The organism is Mucilaginibacter sp. cycad4 (assembly GCF_034263275.1).
GTDB lineage: Bacteria > Bacteroidota > Bacteroidia > Sphingobacteriales > Sphingobacteriaceae > Mucilaginibacter.
This window is the reverse complement of record NZ_CP139559.1, coordinates 4,086,195-4,112,510: the sequence shown is the minus strand read 5'-3', so window position 1 is coordinate 4,112,510 and position 26,316 is coordinate 4,086,195. Positions and strand designations below refer to the sequence as shown.

General features: G+C 43.2%; 17 protein-coding genes and 1 pseudogene. 12 read left to right on the top strand and 6 right to left on the bottom strand.

The window, feature by feature from the left end; translation table 11 throughout:
* Nucleotides 1-30: 30 nt before the first annotated feature.
* Nucleotides 31-525, bottom strand: coding sequence for a hypothetical protein (locus tag SNE26_RS16465; RefSeq protein WP_321555026.1), 495 nt, complete (start codon nt 523-525; stop codon nt 31-33).
* Nucleotides 509-973, bottom strand: a complete 465-nt coding sequence (locus SNE26_RS16460; RefSeq protein WP_321555025.1) for a hypothetical protein — start codon at nt 971-973, stop codon at nt 509-511. Before SNE26_RS16460 ends, SNE26_RS16465 begins: the two co-directional genes overlap by 17 nt.
* 253 nt (nt 974-1,226) lie before the next feature.
* Between SNE26_RS16460 and SNE26_RS16455 the strand changes: the two genes are divergently transcribed.
* A complete protein-coding gene (locus SNE26_RS16455) occupies nt 1,227-2,393 on the top strand; it encodes an acyltransferase (RefSeq protein WP_321555024.1) in 1,167 nt (388 codons plus the stop codon).
* Between the two features lie 306 nt (nt 2,394-2,699).
* Here SNE26_RS16455 and SNE26_RS16450 read toward each other — a convergent pair whose 3' ends face one another.
* From SNE26_RS16450 to SNE26_RS16435, 4 genes are read right to left on the bottom strand one after another with little or no spacing between them, the layout of a single operon-like run.
* A complete protein-coding gene (locus SNE26_RS16450; RefSeq protein WP_321555023.1) occupies nt 2,700-3,689 on the bottom strand; it encodes an MlaD family protein in 990 nt (329 codons plus the stop codon).
* Between the two features lie 28 nt (nt 3,690-3,717).
* Nucleotides 3,718-4,491: an ATP-binding cassette domain-containing protein gene (locus SNE26_RS16445; RefSeq protein WP_321555022.1), complete on the bottom strand. Its 774-nt coding sequence runs from the start codon at nt 4,489-4,491 to the stop codon at nt 3,718-3,720.
* A gap of 11 nt (nt 4,492-4,502) precedes the next feature.
* Nucleotides 4,503-5,309, bottom strand: a complete 807-nt coding sequence (locus tag SNE26_RS16440; RefSeq protein ID WP_321555021.1) for an ABC transporter permease — start codon at nt 5,307-5,309, stop codon at nt 4,503-4,505.
* The gene (locus SNE26_RS16435; RefSeq protein WP_321555020.1) at nt 5,310-5,438 is read right to left on the bottom strand and encodes a hypothetical protein; all 129 of its coding nucleotides are present in this window, start codon (nt 5,436-5,438) and stop codon (nt 5,310-5,312) included.
* Between the two features lie 340 nt (nt 5,439-5,778).
* On the opposite strand from SNE26_RS16435, the gene SNE26_RS16430 reads away from it, so the two are divergent.
* From SNE26_RS16430 to SNE26_RS16375, 11 genes and pseudogenes are all read left to right on the top strand, one after another.
* Nucleotides 5,779-9,930: a two-component regulator propeller domain-containing protein gene (locus SNE26_RS16430; RefSeq protein ID WP_321555019.1), complete on the top strand. Its 4,152-nt coding sequence runs from the start codon at nt 5,779-5,781 to the stop codon at nt 9,928-9,930.
* An 816-nt stretch (nt 9,931-10,746) separates the two neighbouring features.
* Entirely contained in the window at nt 10,747-13,911 is a 3,165-nt protein-coding gene (locus SNE26_RS16425) for a TonB-dependent receptor (RefSeq protein WP_321555018.1), read from the top strand.
* Nucleotides 13,912-13,931: 20 nt separating this feature from the next.
* Nucleotides 13,932-15,569: a RagB/SusD family nutrient uptake outer membrane protein gene (locus SNE26_RS16420; RefSeq protein ID WP_321555017.1), complete on the top strand. Its 1,638-nt coding sequence runs from the start codon at nt 13,932-13,934 to the stop codon at nt 15,567-15,569.
* A gap of 18 nt (nt 15,570-15,587) precedes the next feature.
* On the top strand, nt 15,588-16,790 hold the full coding sequence (locus SNE26_RS16415) for an IPT/TIG domain-containing protein (protein ID WP_321555016.1): 1,203 nt from the start codon (nt 15,588-15,590) through the stop codon (nt 16,788-16,790).
* Between the two features lie 76 nt (nt 16,791-16,866).
* Entirely contained in the window at nt 16,867-17,409 is a 543-nt protein-coding gene (locus SNE26_RS16410) for a hypothetical protein (protein WP_321555015.1), read from the top strand.
* A gap of 101 nt (nt 17,410-17,510) precedes the next feature.
* Nucleotides 17,511-18,371, top strand: a complete 861-nt coding sequence (locus SNE26_RS16405) for an AraC family transcriptional regulator (RefSeq protein ID WP_321555014.1) — start codon at nt 17,511-17,513, stop codon at nt 18,369-18,371.
* A gap of 247 nt (nt 18,372-18,618) precedes the next feature.
* Nucleotides 18,619-20,451: a sodium:solute symporter family protein gene (locus SNE26_RS16400; protein WP_321555013.1), complete on the top strand. Its 1,833-nt coding sequence runs from the start codon at nt 18,619-18,621 to the stop codon at nt 20,449-20,451.
* 11 nt (nt 20,452-20,462) lie between these two features.
* On the top strand, nt 20,463-21,659 hold the full coding sequence (locus SNE26_RS16395; RefSeq protein WP_321555012.1) for a glycosidase: 1,197 nt from the start codon (nt 20,463-20,465) through the stop codon (nt 21,657-21,659).
* Nucleotides 21,660-21,999: 340 nt separating this feature from the next.
* Nucleotides 22,000-23,093 (top strand): annotated as a pseudogene (locus SNE26_RS29555) (ISAs1 family transposase).
* Between the two features lie 157 nt (nt 23,094-23,250).
* Nucleotides 23,251-24,486, top strand: coding sequence for an AGE family epimerase/isomerase (locus tag SNE26_RS16380; RefSeq protein ID WP_321555010.1), 1,236 nt, complete (start codon nt 23,251-23,253; stop codon nt 24,484-24,486).
* Nucleotides 24,483-26,243: an alpha-L-arabinofuranosidase gene (locus tag SNE26_RS16375; RefSeq protein ID WP_321555009.1), complete on the top strand. Its 1,761-nt coding sequence runs from the start codon at nt 24,483-24,485 to the stop codon at nt 26,241-26,243. Before SNE26_RS16380 ends, SNE26_RS16375 begins: the two co-directional genes overlap by 4 nt.
* Nucleotides 26,244-26,316: the final 73 nt, after the last annotated feature.

Below are 26,316 nucleotides of genomic sequence, written 5' to 3'. Positions count from 1 at the left end.
AAGACCTAATCTCCGATCTCCAACCTCTAATCACTTTTTCCTCAATTCCCTTATCTCGGTCTTTAACTCCTGCAATTGTTGATTGGTTTGGCGGTTTTCGAGGTAAAAATATATCGCGAAGCCTAAAAAGATCTTCCCTAATACAAACACGGCGGCAAATACCCAGCGCCATGATTTATGCAGGCGCATATGGTTTGATTCCGATTCAATCGGGATGAACTGATCTTCGGGAGATGTTTTTTTATACTTGTGGCCATCACCTGAAGTGCGGAATTTAACCGGTTGTGCCGGATTTTCCCGGCGGATGAGCCCGTCTATCTCACCTTCTATCTTTTCCCACATATCCGGAGGCGGTGAAATAGCCATTTCACCTGCAAGCTTTTCCATGTCTGTTTCCAGTTGCTTTAAAGCCTCGTCCACTTCCGGGTATTTAGCCTTCATGTACATCAGCTCCTTTACTTCCTCGTCGGTAGCTGCACCCATTACAAAAACTTCAAGGATACCGCTATCAATGTATTTTTTCATCGTTCCTCCCGTTCCTGATAATGGTAAAGCACTCCTTTAATGTTTTCCTTATTTCCTCTTCTGTTTTGTTCAGTTCTGTTGCAATATGCGATGTTGTTTTACATTGGTAATAAATGCCGCAAAAAACCTGTTGCTGTAATGGCGTCATCAGGGCAACGTGTTTATTATTTAACCACGGCATAATTTTTTCTGTTTTCCTGCCGGTATCATTACCAGGTGTTTCAAAAAAAACGGCCAGTTTTTGGCGTGCCATTATCTGCAGGCGGCAAAGCACGTTTACACCCGCTTTTGAAAGCTCTTCTGTTTCGTTAGGTACATCGTTAAAAACAGCAATAAGATACTGCTCAGCTACCAACTGGTTTTGCACCACCTCAAAAATATAGCCCAAAAGCGTTGCAGCGTAGTTGTTATACAGGTTTTGTATAACTGCCAACTTGCTTTGGCTCAAGTGTGCAGACGTTTGTAACTGCGGGTTCAAATTAGGAGTCAATTAAGGAATAGTACAAGTTCAGTATTCAATCAAATATATAAAAATTATATTTTAAGTTAATGAATGATTTGTGCCGAAATGTGAAGAGTGACTGTGATTTTTCACGTCAGGGTGTAGCCAGGTAGTTACGTTAATAATTTTTTAAAGTACCTTCGGCTGCAACATCGAAATATTTGCGATGTCTTATTTATAAAAATACATAAACCTGCCTATGCAATTAACAGATACTCCCCCCGCTGAAAATGATGTTAAATATTCAGCTCCATCAAAACTGCTTTATATTGATAATTTAAAAATTGCGCTCACGATTTTGGTGGTATTGCACCATGCTTTTATCACTTACGGAGCACCTGGCGGCTGGTATTTTACCGATAAAACTACTCACGGGGGTGCGGTTATCCCCATGACCATATTCGTAGCTGTAAACCAGTCGTTTTTTATGGGCTTCTTCTTTTTTATTTCGGCCTATTTTACAGCACCGTCATTGCAAAAGAAAGGTGCGGCACGTTTTGTCGCCGATAGGTTAAAGCGTTTGGGGATCCCATTGTTGTTTTATTCATTTATCCTGTCGCCGGCTTTAAGTTATATCGTTTACCGTTTTGCGAAAGGGCATCAAATTACCTACCTCCAATACCTGGGCGGTTTTGACGGATGGATAGATTTTGGAGTGCTTTGGTTTGTGGCTGCATTGTTATTATTCAGTTTGGTTTTTGTGCTGATAAGTTTAACAAGTAAAACAAAAGCGCCACAGTCGGGAAAAGCACCGTCGGCTTGGGGTATTATATTATTTGCCGCAGGGTTGGGGATGGCCTCCTACATCGTACGGATAGTTTTCCCGGTGGGATGGGTGCTTAAGCCGGTTGGTTTTCAGTTAGGGCATTTTCTGCAATACATCGCCATGTTTGGGATGGGGATATTGGCATCGCGAAGCAATTGGCTTAACGGTTTTGAGCTCAAAACTGGTCGGCTTTTTGCCTGGCTGGCAGTTTTTATGATATTGGTTGTATTTCCGGTAATGTTCCTCGTAAAGGAAAGTACGCATAGTGATATCGAAACTTTTAGCGGACAAGGGCGTTGGCAATCGTTAATGTATGCATGCTGGGAGCAGTTTACGGGTATTTTTATCATGGCAGCCTTACTGATTATTGCCAGACACAGGTTGACAAGGCAATCAACAATTGGGAAAAGTATGTCGCGGGCTGCATTTGGGGTGTATATTTTCCACCCGCTGGTGCTGATCTCGCTTTCGGTAATAGCAATAAATTGGCCAATTGATCCGGGCTATAAATTGTTAATTGTCGGTCCGCTGGCCGTAGCATGCAGTTTTCTTTTATCATTTATCCTGGTAAAAATACCGGGTGTAAATAAAATTATCTGATACGAAAGAGGACATCATATGTACACAATCAGACACCTAAAAAAGTAAGTAATTGTATAAGTATTTGATTGTTAATTATTTAAAACAATGGCACGATATGCGTGTATAATAAAATACAGGCTGAGATTTAACCTGGTTTAGTTGATCGATATCAATGAGATGTTGTCGAGATTGCGTTCCGGGGTGAGATACGGAACGCATTTTTTAGCAGCCTCACCCTAAATCCCTCTCCGGGGGAGAGGGACTTGAAAAGAACTTGTAGTTTACAGGTCTCTCCGCCAGCCGGCGGAGGAGATTTAGAGGGGGCTACTGCTTCCCCTTCAAACTATCAGCCTTAGCTTTTTCTTTCTTCTTGAAAAATCCTCTCAGGAAAAAGTTATGCTGAACAGCTTCCAGATCATCATTTAATTTGATAGATGCTGCCTGGAGGTTGTTAATAGCCGATTGTGTTTGCACTGCCGCTTTGGGGTCGTTTAATAATACGCCCAGGGCATTGTCTGTAGTGTTGAGCTTGTTACTTGCTTTGGTAAGGTTGTTAGTGAGTGTTGACGCGTTGGCAGCCGTTTGCTGCAATTGGCCTACCGCCTGTTTAATTTGGGCAAAGGTTGCCGTATCGGTAAGCATTTTATCGGCAAGGCCACCTTTGGTATTCATTTTACGGGTAAACTGATTGAGCTGAACCGCCATTAATGCGGCACTTTGAGTGGTAGTCTGCAGGTTACGCATAGCGCCGCGCAGTTGTATGGCCATGGTGCTATCGGCTAATAAAGCACCCACGGTACCTTTGCCCTGCAGTATGTTGTGACTTAATGATTTAAAATCGTTAGTAATAGCCAGCAGGTTTTGGTTATTGTCCTGCAGGGTTTTAAGCATATCGTCCGTCGAAAGCATTTTTTCTGATTGCAGAACATCCCCATCATCTACTACCGGGGCTTGTGCGGTACCACCTTCTATTACGATAAGCTTATTGCCTATTAACCCGTCCGACCCGATTTTGGCCTTCGCATTGCGGCGGATGTACTGCTGGGCAGCTTCATCAACATTCATGTACACCTGAACCTCTGATGGGCCAATGAATTTGATATTGCTGATAGTCCCCACCTTTACACCCGAAAACCAAATGGCGTTGCCTTTCTTTAAACCGGCAACATCGGTAAATACCGCGCTAAGCTTTATATTTTTAACAAAGGCTTTTTGCTGACCGCCCAGAGTAAATACCCCCAATATAAATAATACCAGGCCAAGTGCCAGGAATATGCCTACTATGATCGATTTTCTTTTTTCCGCTGGATCCATGATAATGGTATATCTTATCTAAGTGTTGTTATTCAATAAAATTGTAATCGTAAAAAGGTTTCACCCGGCTGTCGTTGGTATTAAATACCTCTTCGAAAGTGCCGGTGCGCTGAAACTGTCCGTCTAAGAGCATAGCAATCCTGTCGCCGGTTTGTTTGGCGCAGGTAAGGTCGTGCGTTATGATGATGGATGATGTATTATAGCGCTGCTGTACTTCATTAATCAGGTCATTGATCTCGATACAGGTGATCGGGTCGAGGCCGGCTGTAGGTTCATCATACAGCATAACCTCGGGGTTCAGGATCAGCGTGCGGGCAATGCCGATACGCTTGCGCTGTCCACCAGAAAGCTCAGATGGCATCTGGTTAATGGTTTGTGAAAGACCAACTGCGTCAAGCACGGTTTCAACCGCAGTGTTGATCTCTCCGCGGGTTAGGTTACGTTTGTTGCGCACCAATGGGAACTCCAGGTTTTTGCGCACGGTCATACTATCGTACAATGCGCTGTTCTGAAATGAAAAGCCTATACGGATGCGTAATTTCTGCAATTCATCTTCAGTAATGTGAGCGATATCCTGGTCAAATACTTTTACCATGCCCTCATCGGGTTTAAGCAGGCCCGATATGATCTTGATCAGTACCGATTTACCCGTACCCGAACGCCCGAGTACAACAAGGTTCTCGCCCTGGTAAAGGTCAAGATCGATACCGCGGAGCACAGCATAATCCTGGAAAGCCTTTTTTAAGCCCCTGATGCTGATAACCGGGTTATTATGATCTGCCTGTACTGTTGCCTTTTTCATATCTCCATAAATTAGCGGAACCAGCCGGTTATCTGTACAATAATAACTTCTTCAATAAATACCAGGAACATGGCGGTAATTACTGCGCCGTTTGCAGCTTTACCCACGCCTTCGGTCCCTTTATTTGAATTGTAGCCCTGGTAACAACCAACAATACCAATGGTAAAACCAAATACAATTGATTTGATGAGCGATGCCACAAAATCGGTAAAGGTTAATGGCTCAAAAACTTCCTGTATAAAGGTTGTCCAGGTAGTGCCTTCGTTTTGAGTAACGTTCAAATAACCGCCAAACAAGGCCACAAAGCCTGTATAGGTTGATAAAATAGGAATAGTAAGCGTGGTAGCCAGTACGCGGGTGCATACCAGGTATTTAAATGGTTTGGTACCTGATACCTCCATAGCATCTATCTGTTCGGTAACACGCATGGAGCCCAGTTCGGCGCCAATACTTGAGCCTACTTTTCCTGAGGCTATCAGTGCGGTAACCAATGGGGCCAGTGCGCGCATAATAGCTATGGATACCAGCGAAGGCAGCCATGATTCGGCACCAAACTGCGATAATGACGGCCTTGATTGCTTGGTAAATATCACCCCCACAATAAAACCGGTAACTGATATCAGTGTAAATGAACGTACGCCTACTTCATAACACTGGCGTATAACTTCCTTAAGTTCAAAAGGCGGTACAAAGGCCTCTTTAAAAAAACGGAGGATAAACTGGTTTATCTTATAAAGCGTCAAAAAAAAGTCGCTCAGGCTTTGTTTAAACTTGGCGAGCCTTTTGGGATGCTTTGGTATGCTTTGCGTATTGTCCATTCAATAGGTACTTGTATTATGTACGGTTACTTCTACAAAATGCGCCGGGGTTTGTTTGCTGTAATCGTTTATTTCACTAAGATCCTTTTTAGCCTGCTTTTTGAAATAGTTTAAAAATATTTTACTCAATTAATAAAATGAAATAAAAGTATTACATATCAACGCTTTATACGACTGATTGGATGCTAAATTTGTTAATTTAAAACTAAATAATGTCAAAAAAGTATTATATCTTACCTCTGCATTAAAAGTACATTTGATAATAACCAATTATAAGTGCTGTAGCAAAACACCGGCCAAAATCCGCACCGGTAATAAGCGGGCAAATTATCAAATACAGTGTTAATGGCAGATTAAATTACAGCTAAAATAAACCTTTGACCATTTCGGTTAAATGTTTAAACCGATTTGTCTGCAAACCTAAAAGTTAAAATTTATATAGCGTAACACAGCCCCTAAAATATAGTTAATGAAGTGTAAAATTTTGATATGTTGCCTTATTATGCTGTATTTGCCGGCATTTTTAAGTGCGCAATCAAACCCATTTCAGTTTTCAAGGCTTGATATTAACAGCGGATTATCACATAACCAGGTAAACTGCGTATATAAAGATAATAAAGGCTTTATGTGGTTTGGTACGCTATCAGGGCTTAACAAGTATGATGGTTACAAGATCAAAACTTTTAAACATGCCAGTAATGATACTACCACTTTAGATGATGATTATATTGTTAGTATAACCCCCGGGCCGGAAAATAAGCTGTGGATTGAAACCCGGATGGGATTTAATATTTATGATCCTGCCACCGAAAAATTTACCCGCAATTATAAAGATTTCCTGTACAGGATAAAGCTATATGACCCCTACATAGCTGCTATTAAGAATGACAGGTTGGGTAATTTTTGGTTTTTGCACCGCAACAAAAATCAGGGCATATATAAATACGATCCTAAAACAACCCGGCTTACCAATCTGATACACAAGGATAATGATAGCAGTTCCATTTTCTCCAATATGGTTACCGATCTTTCTGTCGATTCAAAAAAAGGGATTTGGCTGGTGTCCAGTACCGGGGTTTTGGAACGACTTGACCCGGTTACTTACAAAGTAAATTATCGTAAAGTGCTGGGTGAACTGCCTTTCGGCCTAAGCTCGTCGTATAAAATATATATCGACAGGCAGGACGATATCTGGGTGTTTGTACCCAGCTACTCATCAGGTGTGTTTTACCTCAACATGCAAAAAGGCATTTTTAAACATATCGGAAAAGGGCCGGCCGGTACCGGGCTGAATACCGATGTTGTATCAGACCTGGTGCAGGATGATCAAAACAGGATGTGGATAGCAACGGATCATGGCGGCATAAACCTGCTTGATAAGCAGAATTTTAAATTCAGTTACCTGCTTAACCGCGAGGATGATAATAAAACCGTTGGGCAAAACAGCGTGACCTGTGTTTACAGTGATTACTCGGGCATTGTATGGTGCGGGACATACAAAAAAGGGCTTAGCTATTATCACCCAAGTATTATCAAATTTGCGGGATATACGCACCATCTCAGCGATGCAAACAGTCTGCCTTTTAGCGATGTAAATACTTTTACCGAAGATAAGCAGGGCAATATATGGATAGGTACAAACGGCGGAGGGCTTATTTACTGGAACCGTAAAGCCGGCAGCTTTAAGCAATACCTGCACAATGCCAATGATAAAAACAGCCTCACCAATAATGTGGTGGTTTACCTGTTTATTGATCATGAGCAAAAGCTATGGATAGGCACCTATTATGGCGGTTTGGATTGTTACGACGGCAAAACATTTAAGCATTACAAGCATAAAGATGGTGAGGTAAACAGCATTTCTGAAGACAGGGTTTGTTCAATCATGGAAGACAGTGACCAGAACCTTTGGGTTGGTACCTTATCGGCCGGTTTAAATAAGCTGGATAAAAACCGGCAGGTAGTGGCAAGCTATAAATTTGACGGCGACATCAGCAAAAATACTATCCATTCAAATTATATAAGCGCCTTGCTTGAAGACAAGCGTAAAAACATATGGGTAGTAACGGCCTACGGTGTTGACGTATTGATGCGGAAGGATAATAAGTTTATCCATTACCTGCATGATGATAAAGACCCTAATAGCCTGGTAAATAATAATACCAATAACATTTTGGAGGATAGCCGGGGATTAATTTGGATCAGTACACGCGAAGGGCTTAATATTTTCAACCCGGATACTAAAAAATTTACCGCCCTAACCAAACAGGATGGCCTGCCAGATAATACTACAATAGACATCAGGGAAGATGAAAGCCGCAATATTTGGGTTAGCACACCAAACGGGCTGTCAAATATCATTGTAGACAGGAGTACGTCCCAGCCTCAATTCCATTTCATAAACTATAACGAGGCCGATGGCTTACAGGGGCGCGAGTTTGCCGAAAACTCATCGGTAAAAACACGCGAAGGAGAATTGATTTTTGGCGGGGGCAACGGGTTTAATATTTTTAAGCCATCGTCCCTGCATTTTAATAAAAGCAGTTCGGCCTTACTGTTTACCGATTTTCAATTGTTTGATAAAAGCCTTGGTGTAGGCGAAAAGGTTAACGGCAGGGTAATATTGCCCGAGTCCATTTCGCAGCTTAAGGAAATTGTGCTTAACTATGATCAAAACGTGTTCTCGATTGAATTTGCGGCGCCTACCTTCTTTAACCCCGATAAGGTAAAGCTGCAATATGCCATGGAGGGTTTTTATGATGGCTGGATCTCTGTTGATAACAAACTCCGTAAAGCTACCTACAACCTTGAACCGGGCGATTATACCTTTAAAGTGCGGGCAACCAATAATGAGTTTTGGAACGGAAAGGAGATAGCCCTGCGCATCAGGATCCTGCCTCCGTTCTGGAAAACCACCTGGGCCTACGTAGTTTATGCATTGCTTTTTATTGGCGGGTTGTTTTATTTCAGGCAAAAGGGTATTAAAAAACTAAGGGTGCAGTTTGCTATTGAAAAAGAACGAGAAGAAGCCCAGCGCATGCATGAGCTTGATTTGATGAAGATCAAATTCTTCACTAATGTAAGTCATGAGTTCCGTACGCCGCTATCGCTGATCATGGCCCCGGTTGATAAGATCCTGAAGCAGGTGAGCGAACCCGAAACGCGGCGCCAGCTTACCATGATTACCCGTAATGCCAAACGCCTGCTGAATTTGGTTAACCAGCTGATGGATTTCAGAAAGATGGAATACCAGGAGCTTAAATTGTATAAACGATCAGGAAACATCATTGCTTTTATCAAAGATCTGTCATGGTCGTTCACTGATATTGCCGACCAAAAGCACATCAGGTTTGTTTTTGATACTGATGCGGAAGAGTTTATTACCAGTTTTGATCATGATAAAATTGAGCGCATCCTGTTTAACCTGCTTTCAAACGCTTACAAGTTTACGCACGAGGGAGGCCAGGTAAGTGTGCTCATTAACCTGAAACACAACCATGAAGATGATGATTACCTGCTGGAGATTAGGGTGGTGGATACCGGTATTGGGATTCCTGCTGATAAAAGGGAGCGGATCTTTGAACCTTTCTTTCAGCATGACATTCCCGGTTCTATGTTAAACCAGGGTAGCGGGATAGGGCTTTCCATTACCAGGGAGTTTGTGAAGCTGCACCAGGGCGAGATCTTTGTGGAGAGCGACCATAACCAGGGGAGTTGTTTTACCGTGATATTGCCATTGCAAAAGGTTGATGAAACGCTGTTGACGGATACAGAAAATCATCTGCAGCATAACATAGGATATATGGCGGATATCGATTTGATAAAACCTAATCAGCCTAAAGAAACCCGCGATATCAAAAAGCCGACGGTATTATTAGTGGAAGACAACGAGGACTTCAGGTTTTATATTAAAGATAACCTGAAAGATGCCTTTAATATCATTGAAGCCGAAAATGGTAAAAAAGGCTGGCAGAAAGCTTTGGCCCAGCACCCTAACCTGGTGGTAAGCGATATCAGCATGCCCGAAATGAATGGGATCGATCTGTGCCGTAAAATCAAAGGCGATTCACGTACATCGCATATCCCGGTAATATTGCTTACTGCCCAAACAGGGGAGGAGCAGCAGATAAAAGGCCTGGAAACCGGTGCTGCCGATTACATGACCAAGCCTTTTAATTTCGGGATCCTGCATTCTAAAATAAAGAACATCCTTAGTCAGCAGGAAAAGATGCGTAAAACCTACCAAAAGCAGGTGGATGTTACACCTACCGAATTGCAGGTTGATTCGCCGGAGGAATTGTTTATCAAAAAGGTGCTGATACTGATTGATGCCAATATCTCCAATCCTAATTTCTCTGTCGAAGAGTTGAGCAGCGAGATGTTTGTGAGCCGTTACACGCTCTATAAAAAGATCCTTCAAATGACCGGTAAAACACCTAACGAGCTTGTGCGCTCTATGCGCCTGAAACGCGCGGCACAACTACTTGAAACCGGCCATCTTACCATATCCCAGATCTGCCATAAGATAGGTTTCAAGAGCCAGAAATACTTTGTGCGCACCTTTAAGGCCGAATTTAACAGCATCCCTTCAAAGTATCAGGAAGCCATGAACCAGGAGTGATCTGAACCTGGATTAAGCGGGTTTTTCGGATTAATGGATTTTGCTGCCGCGGGTTTAGCGATAGCGTAACCCGTGGTGTGGCATCACTAAAGCTTCCAGCTTTAGTAGTAATTCGTTTGCGTTTTTTACTGGTCGAAGTTTAGCGATAGCGTAACTTCGTCCTAAAATAAGGCAAGCATCCTGCTTGCGAAGGCTGCAATGCTCGTTTGTGGAAATAAGTAAGATCAAATTTTCATTGTAGTTAAGCTGAAAGCTTAACACATTTTAGGACGAAGTTACGCTTTCGCTAAACTTCGACCAGTGGCGGCAGGCACGATGGTTGGGAAATGTAATACTGTCCATTCTAAATCCATTCTCTTTATATTCCAATAAACCACTTTTGGTGATACTATTATCGCATCAAAATTCAGTCACGCGGTATGCTAATGGGTACACATTTGTAATCTTTATACCACTTTTATGGCAATTTTATATATTAATTAATTGATAATCAAATATTTAAATGTAGTTGACATTTGTGCCCCTATTTATCCACAACCGGGCTGTTTCTTGCATATAATTTTACCATTGTTATAATCAATATTAAACGTAATCATTTGCTGCGGCAAGGGTTGGTATAAACCTAATAAATAACAAAACCAATTTATTAACAGGATAATCCGTCAATATTAATTGATGAAACGGAGATGTCATCGCGGGGATAGATAAATTATTTCCGGCAGATCATGCATCGGGCAAGGGAAGGAGCGGTATTATCCAGTCTGTATAATCAGGAGCTTAAAAACTAAATAAATCAATATTAACTAACAATCAATTATGGGAAAAATTCTACGAATAGCCTTCCTGTTCTCCTTAATGTTTATGTGCGTCCGGGGGATGGCACAAAGCCAGGGAACGGTGGTGCAGGGAACGGTTTCAGACGAAAAAGGCGTTACCCTGCCAGGCGTTACAGTTGCCGTTAAGGACAGCAAAACTGCTGTTATTACTGCTGTTGACGGTAAATTCAGGCTAACCTTACCGGCCAACGCCAAAACACTTGTTTTTACCTTTATAGGTGCCGAAAAACAAGAAGCAGCCATAGGCAACAAAACAACATTCACTATCACCCTTAAATCAACAACTACCGCGCTCACCGATGTTAATGTGGTAGCTATCGGGTACGGGTCGCAAAAGAGACAGGATGTTAACGGTGCCATATCATCAGTAAAAGCTGCCGATATAGCCAATGTGCCACAGGCCAGCCTTGACCAAATGCTGCAAGGGCGTGTTTCGGGTGTAACCATAACTCAAAACTCTGGTGCGCCGGGCAGCCAAACCTCCGTGCATATCAGGGGTATCACTTCACTATCCGGATCAAACGAGCCTTTATATGTTATTGATGGGGTAGCGATATCCGGCGATGCTTTGAACCGCAGTACAAGCGGCAAGTCAGTTGCGCTGGGTAATAACGATGAGGTTGGGGTGAGCCCCTTGTCGCTGATCAACCCGAGCGATATTGAATCAATTGATGTATTGAAAGATGCATCGGCCACGGCCATTTATGGTTCAAGGGCATCAAATGGTGTAATTATAGTTACCACCAAACGTGGTAAAAATGGCAGCGCACGTATAGGGTATGATGGTTACTATGGTATACAGCAGCAGGGCAAGTTTTTGAAAATGATGAACCTACCGCAGTATGCTAAATTACAAAATGAGCTGGCTGATAACGTACAGGTTACCCGGCGCCCTGATTTTGCTAACCCCGATTTGCTCGGAAAAGGGACCAACTGGCAGGATGAGGTTTTCAGAACTGCTCCCATGCAAAGCCATCAGCTTTCCATATCGGGCGGTAAAGAAGGTACCGACTATTATATTTCAAATGGCTACTATAAACAGGATGGTACCATTATCGGAAGCCGTTTTAAACGCTACTCCATCAGGTCGAATGTTAACTCGCAGGTAAAAAGCTTCTTAAAGTACGGTATGTCTATCGGCGGTACCCGTAATGAAGAAGACCGTGGTTTAAGCGATAATAACGGTATTATTTATACTGCGCTGTTAAGTGCCCCCGATATTGCAGTAAGAAACCCAGATGGCTCGTTTGCCGGGGCGGTAAGTACTGGCCCTAATGCCAATGGCTATAGTGGCACACCAAATGCTGTTGCCCAGGCTTCTTTACTTACCAACAACCTGGTGCGGAGCAATGTAAACGGAAGTATTTATGCCGATTTGCGGATCACCCGTGATATTACCTTTCGTTCGGAGCTTAACGGTGGTTTTGACTGGTCAAAAGCGTTGCAATTTAATCCAACTTTTAAATACGGTGATTACGAAAACAAAACGGCTAATTTGACCGAATACTGGAGTAACTCGCACTACTGGACATGGAAAGAGGTGGCGTCTTTTAATCGTACCATTGCCCAAAAACATGTTATCAATGCAACTTTAGGTTATGAGTTAAACTACGCAATGTGGAACGGTATTACCGATTATGTGCAGAACTTTTACAGTAATGATCTGAAAACACTTAACCTGGGCGATGCCAAATCGGCCCGTGTTGACGAGTACCTGGGCAGCCAGGCCCTGCAATCGTTTATTTCACGTGTTAACTACACTTACAATAACAGGTATAGTTTAACGGCAACATTCCGTTCCGATCAGTCATCAAAGTTCGTGTCGGGTAAACAAACCGGTTATTTTCCTTCGGTAGCCTTGTCATGGCGTTTATCTGAAGAGCCGTTTATGGCCGGCGTAAAAACATTTGCCGATAATATCAAGATCCGGCTTGGCTATGGACAGGTTGGTAACCAGGGAATCCCCAATTATTTATATGGCTCGGCATTAAAGCCTTCAGTTACAGGCTTTGGCACGGGGTTTTTGCTTGATAAAATAGCCAATCCTAACCTTACCTGGGAAACCGCCATACAAAGCAATGCAGGAGTTGATTTTACCCTGTTTGGCAACCGGATAGATGCCACTTTTGATTATTTTAATAAAACATCCGAAAAATTCCTGTTCCAGGCAGCACTGCCGGCCTTCCTGGTTGGCGAAGGCGCAGCCGGTTCATACCTTGGCGGTGTTAATCCTCCTTATATTAATGGTGGTAAGTTAAGTAATAAAGGATTTGAGTTTACCATTAACAGCCGTAACATAACCGGCACTAATTTCAGATGGAATACCACGCTCATCTTTTCGCACTATAAAAACAAGGTGCTGTCATTGGCTAACGGAACGCCATTTATATCCGGCAACATTACCAACGGCTTTTTAACAAGAGGTATTACCCGTACCGAAGTCGGGCACTCGGTAGGTGAGTTTTATGGTTATGTTACCGATGGATTGTTCACCACCGAGGCAGAGTTACGTAACTCAAAGCCACAATTTGGTAACGCGGTAGCAAAATCAGGTACATGGTATGGCGATATCAGGTATAAGGATCTGAACAACGATGGGGTGATCGATCAAAAAGATCAAACTTATCTTGGTAATCCTAACCCTAAGTTTACCTACGGTATCACAAACAGTTTTTCTTACAAATCTATCGATCTGAATATTTTTCTGAATGGTTCGTACGGCGCTAAGATCATGAACGCGCTTAATTATACCATTTCAGGTTTGTCGGGCTTATACGTAAACCAGTTGGCTTCGGCAGCAAACTACTGGACTCCGGCCAACCCAACATCCAAAATACCGGCACCAAGGGGCGGGTTGGATAATCCTAACCTGTTCACATCCGACAGGTTTTTGGAAAGCGGGTCATACCTGCGCGTTCAAAATGTGATCCTTGGCTGGAACCTGCCTCCAGGATGGCTGCATAAAGTTAAGCTAACCAGGCTTAAGGTATACGCAAGCGGTCAAAACCTGTACACGTTTACCAAATACAAAGGACTTGACCCTGAAATAGGTTCCATGAATCAGAATGTGTTTTTAACCAATATTGATTTTGGCAGGTACCCTTCGCCACGAACAATAACCTTTGGTTTGAACGCCGAATTTTAACTGATATAAAGAGATTTATTATGAAAAAATATATAAAATATTTAGTGTGTGTTATGGCAGTCAGCCTGGTTGCAACAACCGGCTGCAAAAAAGATTTCTTTAACCGGCCACCCGAAGATGCGATCACGGTTGATAACTTTTACCAAACTAATGACCAGGTAACAGCGAGTACAAACGCGCTGTATAACTCGCCATGGTTTAACTGGGTTGCCAAATCGGGCTGGGCTATAACAGAACTGGCCGGCGGTAACGGGCGCACCTACTCTGATGATGTGATCAGTTTGTTCAACTTTTCGCTTACGGATATTAACCCCCGTATTGCCGATGCCTGGAATTCACTGTTCACGGTTGTGGCGCAGTCAAACGCGTTAATTAACAACCTGCCTGTAAAAGCTTCGTCATCGGTTGATAAGGCGGTGCTTAACAATGCACTGGGCGAAGCACACCTGATGCGTGCTTTGGCTTATTTCCACATTGTGCGTATCTGGGGCAATGTGCCCATTATTGAAAATAGTGTCGATTTTGTAAATAACTTCCAGGTAAATACCAATCCGGTTACTGATATCTATAAGTTTATCATTAACGATCTGAAATTTGCCGAAGCTAACTGTACGCCCAAAATCAGGGCCGGTGCCTCAATTGCACAGGGACATGTTTCAAGCGGCTCGGCATCGGCCTTGCTGGCAAAGGTTTACCTGTACATGGACGATTATACCAATGCCCGCGCCGAAGCCGAGAAGGTGATCAACAGTGGCGAGTTTAAGCTTTATCGTGGTAACATCACTAATGATCAAATAGCTAAATATGGCTACACGGGCCTTATTGATGGTAAAAATTATAATGACCTGTTTAAAACAGTAAATAACAACAATGAAGAATCGGTGATTGCTTTGCAATGGGCCGGTGGTGCAGCTTACGGGCATGGCAACCCGCAACAGGCTTCGTTTGCTATTGCAGGTGTTACTGGTACCGGTGATGGTTATTCTGTTTTAGGCCCCACAATTGATCTGCAAAATGCCTATGAGCCCGGTGATACCCGTTTGCATGGCACTATTATGAAAGCCGGTGATTTTTATCCCGAAATAAACCAGGCCGGTGGTGGCTTTACTGTACCTGCCAATGTTAACTCGCAGGGCACAAAAGCAGGCATCAAAAAATATGTGGTTGGTACCCCTGCTGATAACGGCGGTATAGGCGCGGCGCAATCAGCAGCTAACTGTACTTATATGATGCGTTACGCCGAGGTATTGCTTATAGCTGCCGAAGCCATTTTGGGCGCCAATAATAGTACAACCGATGTTTCGGCTTTAAAGTATTACAACATGGTGCGTAACCGTGCCGGTTTGGCGCCTGTAACGTCTTTTACTAAAACCGATATGTTTCATGAACGCCGTATTGAGCTGGCCATTGAAGGCGATTATTGGTTTGATTTGGAGCGTATGGATGGCTGGCAGGGCATTCTGAATGTTAAGCACCCTAAAGCCCTGGCTGTTATAGCTAACCAGGAAAGAGGTACTTACAGCAATGATACCCCTCCACAGGTATATAGCGATAAAAAAACGGCTAAAGATGCCTTTTTTAATTTCCCTATTCCACAGGTTGAAACCGCTACCGATCCTAAATTATTAGATCCGCCGGTTCCTTATGTTTTCAAATAATTTAAACCGATCAGAAAAATGAAAAAGATATTTAAACCTTTAAGTCTTTGGTTCACCTTATCAATATTGGTGATGGTGGGTTTCAATGCCTGTAAAAAGGATAAGAACAATTATGGAACCGGCGCTCCGGTGATAACCAAGGTGCGTACGCTTACCAAGAATGATAGTGTATTAATTAATCACCCTATTAATCTCGATTCGTCAATAACCTATCCGGAAGTGAGGCCGATGCCGTTCGACTCGACCACAAATTCAGGGAAGATTTATACCTTGTATGCTATCATCGGCAAAAACCTCGGTACCACAAAGCACATTTATATTAACGATACCGAGATATATTTCAACATAGCGCTGGCTACCGATAACAGCATTATTTTCAGTATTCCTGAAACGGTGCCGTTCAGCGGATCAACAACAAGCAATAAGCTGAAACTGGTAACCAGCTACGGGCAGATAAGCTACGATTTTGTTATTGAGCAGCCGTTCCCGGGTATTACGGATGTTGATCACATGGCCGGCAACGCTGGTGACCTGATCACCATAACAGGTACTACCTTTGATGGCTTAAGCAGCGTAAAAATTGGTACAACCAGCGCCGAAATTGTTTCTAAAACATCAACCAAAATAGTTGCCAAAGTACCGGCCGGCCTAACAGGTCCGGGCGACCTTTCAATAACCACAACTGCAACGCTGGGTGGTGGTACGGCCAAAGGCCCAATTGCATCAAACGGTATCAACCTGAGTATCCCTAATAATAACAGCGCCACGTTTGGGCTTTATCCTTTTGGGTTTTCGCAGGCTATTTATGAAGATGGCTTTAAAAATGGATGGTCAAACTACGGCTGGAGTAACTCGCCCGATAATGGCAATACCTCGCCGGTGGTAAGGGGAACGTCATCAATAAAGGTGCAGTATGCCGGTGGTTATGACGGGTATGTTTTCCAGGCTCCGGGCAATATTGCTGCAAAAAGCTTTAAGATGTCGGTTTATGGAGGTAAGGGCTCTGATAATAAAGTGATCCACATTGTGCTTGATTATAACTTTAACAATGCAGTAGCAATTGTATTGAAAGAAGGAGCGTGGACAAACTTCAATATCCCGCTAACTGCTTTTGTTAACACAGGGGCAACTGCGCCAAAAACTATCAACTCCATTATTTTCCAGGAGTTTAGCGGCACCGCTACATTGTTTTATTTAGATGATGTTGGCCTGATACAATAGATATTAAATACCCCGTCACCGGTAACCGGTAAAATGGGCCGGTGGCGGTATTTTTTGATTACTTATTTGTGTTGATATGAAAATGTTCAAAACATTATTAACCGTAGTTTTTGCGCTCTCGATGCTTCATGCCCGGGCACAAAAAAATCTTGTTGAAAATGGCGGATTTGAAGATGATACCTATGGCTGGAATGCCGGTGCGGCCAAACTTACCCCCTGGGATGTAAAAACGGGTAAAAGCAGTTGTGCTATTATCTCTGCCGATGCTTCTGCCTGGCTGGGCATCGATCAGTTGGTTTCCATCCCAAAAAAAGCAGGCAAGCTTGAGTTTAGCGCATGGCTTAAAACTATTAACGTAGTAAAAGGCAAAGATGAATGGAACGGCGCGGTTTTCAGTGTCGAGTTTTTAGATAAAGCGGATAAGAAGGCGGGCGAAGGCTTGAACATAATTACACTAACCGGCGATCATTCCTGGGAGCTGGCTTCAAAAGAGGTTTTGATACCTGCCGGCGCCGTACGCTTTAAATTGCTTTTGGCAATGGCCAACGCTACAGGCACATTCCTAATTGACGATGTTGCCGTGAAGGTGATAATGAACGATGGGGTAACAAAAAATTAATATTTAATTGTGTGATTGACATTTTGTAAGTATAAAAAAGTTAAATTAGTATCATCAATTAGCAAATTTTTTAGTGGGATTTTATGATGACAAGTAATGTAATGCGAGAGATAACTCCGCTAACGCCAAGTGATTGTTTTACTATTTTTTCGAGGGTTAAAAAGAAATTTGACTTTCCGCTTCATTATCATGATGAATATGAGCTTAATTTAATTATCAATGCCAAAGGGGCCAAAAGGGTAGTGGGTGGCCATATTGAGGTTATTGAAGAAGTGGAGCTTGCGCTTATTGGGCCAAACTTATACCATGCCTGGTTTACGCACCAATGCCAGAGCGAGGATATAACCGAGGTTACTATTCAGTTTCATAAGGACCTGTTTGATGAAAAATTTCTGAAGCGCAATCAGTTAAGTTTTGTGAAAAGCATGCTTGAGCGTTCGCAGAGAGGGATCTCCTTTTCGCCGGAAACGATTTATGCACTTAAGGACAGGATTGTACAACTGGATAAAAAGAGTGGTTTTGACTCTGTATTGGAGCTTTTATCTATCCTTCATGACCTGTCAATTTCCCGCAATATGAAAATGCTGTCGGACCCGAGCTTTACAAACGAGAAGTTTTATTACAACAGCCGCCGCATTGAGAAAGTATTTGAGCACATGAATATTAACTATAACAAGCAAATTACCCTTGCCGAAGTAGCTAAAATTGCCAATATGCCCGAAGCCTCATTTAGCAGGTTTATCAAAAAGCGCACGGGTAAAACCTTTATTGATAGTTTAAATGAGATCAGGCTTGGCCATGCTTCCAGGATGCTTATTGACTCCACAACTACCGTGGCCGAAATTGCTTATAAATGCGGGTTTAATAATATCTCCAACTTCAACAGGATCTTTAAACGTAAAAAGATGTGTATCCCCAAGGAGTTCAGGGAAACCTATACCGGAAACCGCGTGTTTATTTAACTGGTATTTATTTGGCTTTGTGGCTGGTTAAAAATGTATTAGCCTGTTGATAAAGTTAAATAGAAGGTTAAAAAAGTATTATAAAATTGCTGATAATAAATTCATTTTTGAGTAATGCCAATTAGGATCAGAATTTTCAAAATTTAAGAATTTTCAGAATGCTTAAGCACATCCCTGTCAGCCTTTATGTACTGAAATATTTTAATTCTGTTAATTCAAAAATTCTATAAATTCTGATTCAGACAAGATGAAGTTACACTTACTTGATGTTGCCATAATAATTTTATACCTGTTGAGCACCATTTTTATTGGGTTATGGTACCGTAAAAAGGCCCGCGAAAACAAGGAAAGCTATATGCTTGGCGGCAAATCTTTACCCTGGTATAAGCTGGGTTTAAGCGATGCCTCCGATATGTTCGACATCAGCGGCACCATGTGGATGGTGAGCTTGTGCTTTGTTTATGGCATGAAAAGTATCTGGATCCCCTGGCTTTGGCCGGTATTTAACCAGGTGTTTTTAATGATGTACCTGTCGCGCTGGCTGCGCCGCTCAAACGCTGCAACAGGTGCCGAGTGGCTGGCAACCCGTTTTGGTAAAGCAGGGCCGGGGGTAACCGGCTCAAATGTGGTGGTTATCGCTTTCGCGCTGTTGAGTTGTTTTGGCTTTTTGGCCTACGGGTTTATTGGTTTAGGCAAGTTCATTGAAATATTTATCCCCTGGGATTTGGTTAAAGCGTATGTGCCTTTCAATGTAGCACCTCAGTATGTGCCGCATGTATATGGGATCATATTTACGCTTTTCGCTATGTTTTATTCCATTATAGGCGGCATGCACAGTATTGTACTGGGCGATATGATTAAATACGGTATCATGACGGTGGCCTGTGTATGGATCAGTTTTATTGCTGCCGGAAAATTGCATGGAAACCATCTTAACGTACCCGATGGCTGGTACAGTCCGTTCTTTGGTAAAAATCTTGGTTTGAGCTGGACGGGGATCATCAACGAGGTAAATAATAAGATCAAAGAAGATGGTTATTCGCTGTTCGGCCTGTTTTTTATGATGATGACCTTTAAAGGCTTTTTCGCGGCGGTTGCCGGGCCTGCACCTAATTATGATATGCAGAAGATCCTCTCCACCCGCTCGCCCGAAGAGGCCAGCAAAATGAGTGGCTTTGTAAATATCATCCTGCTGCCTATCCGCTATTCGCTTATCGTGAGTTTAACCATACTGGGCGTGCTTTTTTATCACCAAATGGATTTGAAAGATGCCAGAGGGGCTATCGATTTTGAACGGATCCTGCCGGCGGTGATCAACAACTTTTTGCCGGTTGGTTTGGTGGGTTTGCTATTGGCCGGTTTGTTAGGCGCTTTCATGAGCACATTTAGCGGTACTATGAATGCGGCGCAGGCTTACATTGTGAATGATATCTACCTCAAATACATCAACCCAAAGGCATCTACCAAAAAAATAATTACAGCCAATTACCTGGTAGGGGTTTTTGTGGTAGCCGTAGGTGTGGTTTTAGGCTTTTTTGTAAAAGATGTGAACAGTGTGCTGCAATGGATAGTATCGGCGCTTTATGGTGGTTACATAGCCAGTAACGTGCTTAAATGGCATTGGTGGCGCTTTAATGCCAATGGCTTTTTTTACGGCATGCTTTCGGGGATCTTATCAGCTATGATATTCTCGCTAATTATCCCTTCGGTCGAGCTGTTGTACTGGTTTCCGGTGTTGTTCATTATTTCGCTCGCAGGTTCTGTTATCGGTTCGTACGCTACGGCACCAACGGATATGACCGTGTTGCGGTCGTTTTATACAACCGTGAGGCCATGGGGCTTTTGGGGCCCTGTTAAGGCAATTGTAATGGAGGGCGATCCCTCATTTGTGCCTAACAAAAACTTTAAGCTTAATATGTTCAATGTGGTTATCGGCACCATAACACAATGCAGCCTTACCATACTGCCCATGTACCTTATACTGGCACAAAAAACATCCCTTATAATTACCATAGCTATACTGGTGGTCACCATCACCATACTGAAAAAAACATGGTGGAATAAATTAAAGGACTATTGATAAAAAACTATATGACGCAGGAATTTAACCAAAGGCTCATTCAACTACAGGCCGAACAAGCGCAATTAATTAACTGGCAAAATCAGGTTGAGGAAACAGGCAACGGTATTTTTTGCCGGTTTAAATATCCTGTGCTCACTGCGGCCCACACCCCTCTTGAATGGCGGTATGATCTTGATGCTAAAACCAACCCGCATTTAATGGAGCGGTTTGGTATCAATGCGGTTTTTAACGCCGGCGCCATAAAATTTAACGGTAAATACCTCATGGTAGCCCGCGTTGAAGGGGCCGATCGTAAATCGTTTTTCGCCGTAGCCGAGAGTATTGATGGTATCAATGGTTTTAAATTCTGGGATTATCCCGTTGAGCTACCACAAACCGAAGAGCCTGATACCAATGTATACGATATGCGCTTAACGCAGCATGAAGACGGCTGGATCTATGGCCTGTTTTGTACCGAGCGCCGTGATCCGGAAGCTCCGTCGTATGATCAGTCGATGGCGATAGCAGCCTGCGGTATTGCGCGTACTAAGGACCTGGTGAAATGGGAGCGCCTGCCCGATCTGAAAACCAATTCGCCCCAGCAGCGTAACGTGGTATTACATCCCGAGTTTGTTAATGGCAAGTATGCCTTGTATACCCGCCCGCAGGATGGTTTTATCAGCGCAGGTACCGGTGGCGGTATAGGGTTTGGTTTGTGCGATACCATGGAGAACGCGGTTGTTGACCAGGAAACCATTATTCATAATAAAAACTACCATACTGTTTATGAGGCCAAGAATGGCCAGGGCCCGACACCAATCAAAACGAAAAAAGGCTGGCTTCACCTTGCACATGGCGTACGCAATACCGCTGCAGGCTTACGCTATGTACTGTACATGTTCATGACCGACCTTCATGATCTTACCAAAGTGCTTTACCAGCCTGCCGGTTACTTTTTAGCCCCGGTAGGCGAGGAGCGTATCGGCGATGTATCAAATGTAGTGTTTTGTAACGGCTGGATAGCTGATGATAACGGATCGGTTTATGTTTATTACGCATCCTCTGACACCCGGATGCATGTAGCCACCACCACAGTTGATAAACTGATAGACTATGCCATGAACACACCTGCCGATGGTTTGCGTTCGGCCTCGTCGGTACAGGCGGTTTACAATATCATCGATAAAAATAAAGGTTTAGGTCAGTTACAGGAAGCCGGCGCCTGACCACTTAACCTCTGACCATATATATTCTTTATCTTTCAAAGCAGGGGCGGTGCGATTCCCCTCTTGAGAGGGGCGGAGGTGTGTTACTTGTCGCGCGACGAGACACACCCCCTGCCACCACGCCGCCCAACGCGCTCTCAAGAGGGGATTTAAAAGGCGGTTATAAATAAACTTTTCAAGCAGGGGCGGTGCGGTTCCCTCTTGAGAGGGGCGGAGGTGTGTTACTTGTCGCGTGACGAGACACACCCCCTGCCACCACGCCGCCCAACGCGCCCCCTCTTGAGAGCAGGGCTGTTGCATTCTAAATATTATAAGTTAACTTGAGGTCAAAAAAGTTAGGATGGATAAGAGCATATTAGCGTATTTATCAGAGTTACCGGATATAAGGCGAAAGGCAGGCCAGCGCCATGACCAGACTTTCATTCTGTTGCTTGTGTTAATGAGTACAATGAGCGGTTATCATGGCTATCGTTCGATGGGTGATTTTATAAAGCGGAATGAAGTCGATCTTTTGGCCTTCTTTCAGCCTAATAAAGCCCGCCTTCCAAGCTTTTATACTATAAGACGTGTAATACAAGATTTAGACTTTAACAGCTTAAATGAGAGTTTCCATAAATGGGCCAGTCAGCATATTGATTTGTCTAAAAATGAATGGCTACATATAGATGGTAAGGCAATGAAAGGGACGATGAGCGATTATTCTCTTGACAAACAACGATTTGTAAGCCTGGTAAGCTTGTATAGTAGCAGGAGTAATCAAGTCGTTGGCCATGGTTTAGTTGACAACTCAAAACAAAGTGAAATCTCTGTAGTTCAACAGCTTATTTCCAGTTTAGGATTACAGGGGGTAACGTTTACACTTGACGCATTACATTGTCAAAAAAAACGGTAGATGCTATTATTGATACAGATAACAATTATATAATAGGCGTGAAGAAGAATCAAAAGAACCTTTACAAAAAGATCGAAACCATTACATCGGACGAGGCAATGGTTTGTAGTAAGTTTGTTGAGTTGTTGAAAAACAAAGGGCGAATAGAACGTAGAACAGTTTGGGTGTACCCGGGAACAGAGGAAATCAGTAACACATGGGCTGGGGTAAGCCAACTTATTAAAGTGCATCGCTGGGTAAAAGAAAAAGGAGGTATCCGGGAAGAATACGCCTTTTTCATCAGTAGCTTAATCGGTAATGCGCAAACATTCTGCCATGGTATTAAAAGCCATTGGAGTATAGAAAACAGTCTTCATTGGGTAAAGGACGTGACATTTAACGAAGACGCTTCACGAATTAGAACATCCAATGCGCCTGAAAATACTTCTGTGTTCAGAAACATAGTTATTAATGTATTTAGAATAAATGATTACCCAAACCTCGCACAAGCGCAAAGGCTTGTTTGCAACGATATCAACAGGTTAAAACAACTATTAAATTAGAATGCAACAGCCCTGCTCTTGAGAGGGGCGGAGGGGTGTGTTCCTTTCAAACAGCGAAACACTTGCTTACTAAGGCCAACTATTTACTAAACATCTAAAACCATTCCTCCCCAACAGTGTGATAAAAGCTGTTATGGGAGAGGTATGCCTGTAAACTATGACAAATAATACATCCCAATCATCAAACGCTATGTTAAAAGATCAGCTTGTCATCTTCAGTAACGAATTAACAGATGAGTTAAAAAACATACTCAACTATTGGCTTAACTATACTGTAGATGAAGTAAACGGTGGTTTTTGGGGCAAGATCAACAATGATAACCAAATTACCCCCGATGCTCCAAAAGGTTCGGTGTTAAACGCGCGCATCCTGTGGAGCTTCTCGGCTGCTTATAATCAAAACGCCGATGACGCTTATTTACAGGCGGCTAAGCGGGCGTATGATTATATCAAAGCTCATTTTGTTGATGATGAATTTGGCGGTGTGTATTGGTCGGTTGATTATAAAGGCGATAAGTTGGATACCAAGAAGCAGGTATATGCCAACGCCTTTACCATTTATGCACTAAGCGAGTACTATATAGCTTCAAAACAGGAAACGGTAAAGCAGGAAGCCATCGGCCTGTATCATCTTTTAGTTGATAAAAGCTACGACAAGGATCAAACAGGCTATCTCGAAGCTTTTACCCGTAATTGGCAGCAGTTGGGTGATCTGCGTTTGAGCGCAAAAGATGCCAATGAAAAAAAGACCATGAACACCCATCTGCATGTACTGGAAGCTTATACCAACCTGTACCGCATCTGGCCCGATGATGGGCTTAAACAGCAGCTCGAAAGCCTGATCAATAACTTTTTTGATCATTTTATTGATGCAGAAGCTAATCACCTTGTGCTGTTTTTTGATGAGGATTGGAACCGCAGATCGGATACCGTTTCATATGGCCACGATATCGAGGCTACCTGGCTTTTGCTTGAAGCGGCGGAAGTTATCGGTAACCATGAAATGACGGGAAAGATCAAGGATATTTGTATCGCGATAGCAAATGCAACATTACAAGGCCTGGATACTGATGGCGGCTTATGGTACGAATATGAACCGGCAGATGATCATCTCATTAAAGAAAAACACTGGTGGGTGCAGGCCGAAGCGATGGTAGGCTTTTACAATACCTGGCAGATAAGCGAGGATGATAAATATCTTCAACTGGTACTTAGCAACTGGGCTTTTGTAAAAGATAAAATATTAGATAAACAAAATGGTGAGTGGTTTTGGGGCATTAAGGCCGATGGCAGTATTATGCCCGGCGAAGACAAAGCAGGGCTTTGGAAATGCCCTTACCACAACAGTCGTGCATGTATTGAAATCATTAAACGGATAAAAATATTGACATGAAATTATTAAAAACATTTATAGCGGTTTTGCCGCTGGCCCTCTTGATCATGGGGGCATGTAAAAAGGGCAGCAAACCCGCGCCCGATCCAACACCTGTTGTTGTTGACCCCGGTAACGGCGGCGCGACAGGCCCTGTTACGGCGCCAACTGATCCTTCGGTAGCGGCAACTCAGGGCTTTTTCCTTGACGACTGGCAGGGCAAAACTTTCACTAAACCTGCCACCGTTGATGCAGCCAAACCAACAGCCAGCACATCCATAACCGTTACTGCCGATTTTAGCCAGGTGGTATCAAAAGTATCCAAATACCTGTTTGGTAATAACATCAACCCGTTTACAGGCCAGTACACAGATGGCGGTACGGTGACTAATATTACTAACCTGTCGCCCAATATCATCCGCGCACCCGGGGGAAGTATCTCTGATATTTATTTCTGGGATTTAGCTGCCGGCGGTAAACCTGCCGATGTGCCCGATCATCCCCTGAAAGCGGATGGCTCGGTTGATACGAATACTGGTTACTGGAGTGGTAATGTAAACGATAGCTGGTCATTAAGTTTAAGCAACTATTACAGCCTTTTGCAAAAAACAAATACTACCGGTATTATCACTGTAAATTATGCCTATGCCCGTTACGGTACCAGCGCCGATCCGGTAGCTACTGCTGCGCACCTGGCCGCGCAATGGGTAAGGTATGATAAAGGCAAAACAAAATATTGGGAAGTTGGCAACGAATGTTATGGCAATTGGGAGGCCTGTTACCGCATTGATGTAAGCAAAAATAAAGACGGTCAGCCTGCCATACTCACCGGCGATTTGTATGGCAAACATTTTAAGGTTTTTGCCGATTCGATGCGTAAAGCTGCCGCAGATATTGGTGTGACTATAAAAATTGGCGCTGTACTGCATGAAAGTGCCGATAATTCAAATCCTACCATAGTAACCAACTGGAACCCTGGAGTTTTGGGTCAGATAGGTGACAAGGCCGACTTTTTTATAGTGCATAACTACTATACTAATTATAACGAAAATTCAAACGCGATAACCATCCTCAACACCGCTCCCGTTTCCTCAAAAACGATGATGGATTATGTTAAAGGAGCTATACAAACTGCTGGTGTGGCCCAAAAACCTATTGCGCTTACCGAATGGAATATATTTTCATCAGGTTCCAGGCAGCAGATCTCTAACATTGCCGGGGTGCATGCTGTAATGGTTTTGGGCGAAACTATTAAAGATCAGTACGGCCAGGCCAGCAGATGGGACCTTGCAAACAGCTGGGACACTAACCATCCGGGCGATGACCATGGTTTGTTCAGCATTGGTCAGCCAGATGCTCCTGATTTTACACCTCGTCCTGCATTTTATTATATGTATTACTTTCAGAAATATTTTGGCGATAGGATGATCAGTTCGTTTGTTAGTGGCAGCTCGGATATTGTGAGTTATGCTTCATCCTTTAACTCGGGCGAGGCCGGTGTAATACTGGTTAATAAAAGCACAACCGACCAGGTGGTGAACATCAACTTTAAAAACTATTATACCGGCAGCAATTATTATTACTATACGCTTAAAGGCGGTACCGACAACGGCGAGTTTTCGACCAAAGTGCTGGTGAACGGTAATGGTCCGGCGATAGCTTATGGTGGCCCGTCGAATTATAAAACCATAGCAGCCAGCTCAACTGCTACCAGCGGCGGGATCAAAGTGAGCGTACCGGCAAGGGGAGTGGTATTTTTGGTGACTGATAAAAAATAACACATCTGCCTGTAGGGATTGTATTTGAATGCGTTAATTTGGGCGTTAGGTAAAATGAACGTAAGAAATAAAG

Bases quoted from the DNA above. Each gene is read 5' to 3' on its own strand.
- SNE26_RS16465 (WP_321555026.1), bottom strand. From the start codon at position 525: ATGAAAAAATACATTGATAGCGGTATCCTTGAAGTTTTTGTAATGGGT.
- SNE26_RS16455 (WP_321555024.1), top strand. From the start codon at position 1,227: ATGCAATTAACAGATACTCCCCCCGCTGAAAATGATGTTAAATATTCA.
- SNE26_RS16450 (WP_321555023.1), bottom strand. From the start codon at position 3,689: ATGGATCCAGCGGAAAAAAGAAAATCGATCATAGTAGGCATATTCCTG.
- SNE26_RS16445 (WP_321555022.1), bottom strand. From the start codon at position 4,491: ATGAAAAAGGCAACAGTACAGGCAGATCATAATAACCCGGTTATCAGC.
- SNE26_RS16440 (WP_321555021.1), bottom strand. From the start codon at position 5,309: ATGGACAATACGCAAAGCATACCAAAGCATCCCAAAAGGCTCGCCAAG.
- SNE26_RS16430 (WP_321555019.1), top strand. From the start codon at position 5,779: ATGAAGTGTAAAATTTTGATATGTTGCCTTATTATGCTGTATTTGCCG.
- SNE26_RS16425 (WP_321555018.1), top strand. From the start codon at position 10,747: ATGGGAAAAATTCTACGAATAGCCTTCCTGTTCTCCTTAATGTTTATG.
- SNE26_RS16420 (WP_321555017.1), top strand. From the start codon at position 13,932: ATGAAAAAATATATAAAATATTTAGTGTGTGTTATGGCAGTCAGCCTG.
- SNE26_RS16415 (WP_321555016.1), top strand. From the start codon at position 15,588: ATGAAAAAGATATTTAAACCTTTAAGTCTTTGGTTCACCTTATCAATA.
- SNE26_RS16410 (WP_321555015.1), top strand. From the start codon at position 16,867: ATGAAAATGTTCAAAACATTATTAACCGTAGTTTTTGCGCTCTCGATG.
- SNE26_RS16405 (WP_321555014.1), top strand. From the start codon at position 17,511: ATGCGAGAGATAACTCCGCTAACGCCAAGTGATTGTTTTACTATTTTT.
- SNE26_RS16400 (WP_321555013.1), top strand. From the start codon at position 18,619: ATGAAGTTACACTTACTTGATGTTGCCATAATAATTTTATACCTGTTG.
- SNE26_RS16395 (WP_321555012.1), top strand. From the start codon at position 20,463: ATGACGCAGGAATTTAACCAAAGGCTCATTCAACTACAGGCCGAACAA.
- SNE26_RS16380 (WP_321555010.1), top strand. From the start codon at position 23,251: ATGACAAATAATACATCCCAATCATCAAACGCTATGTTAAAAGATCAG.
- SNE26_RS16375 (WP_321555009.1), top strand. From the start codon at position 24,483: ATGAAATTATTAAAAACATTTATAGCGGTTTTGCCGCTGGCCCTCTTG.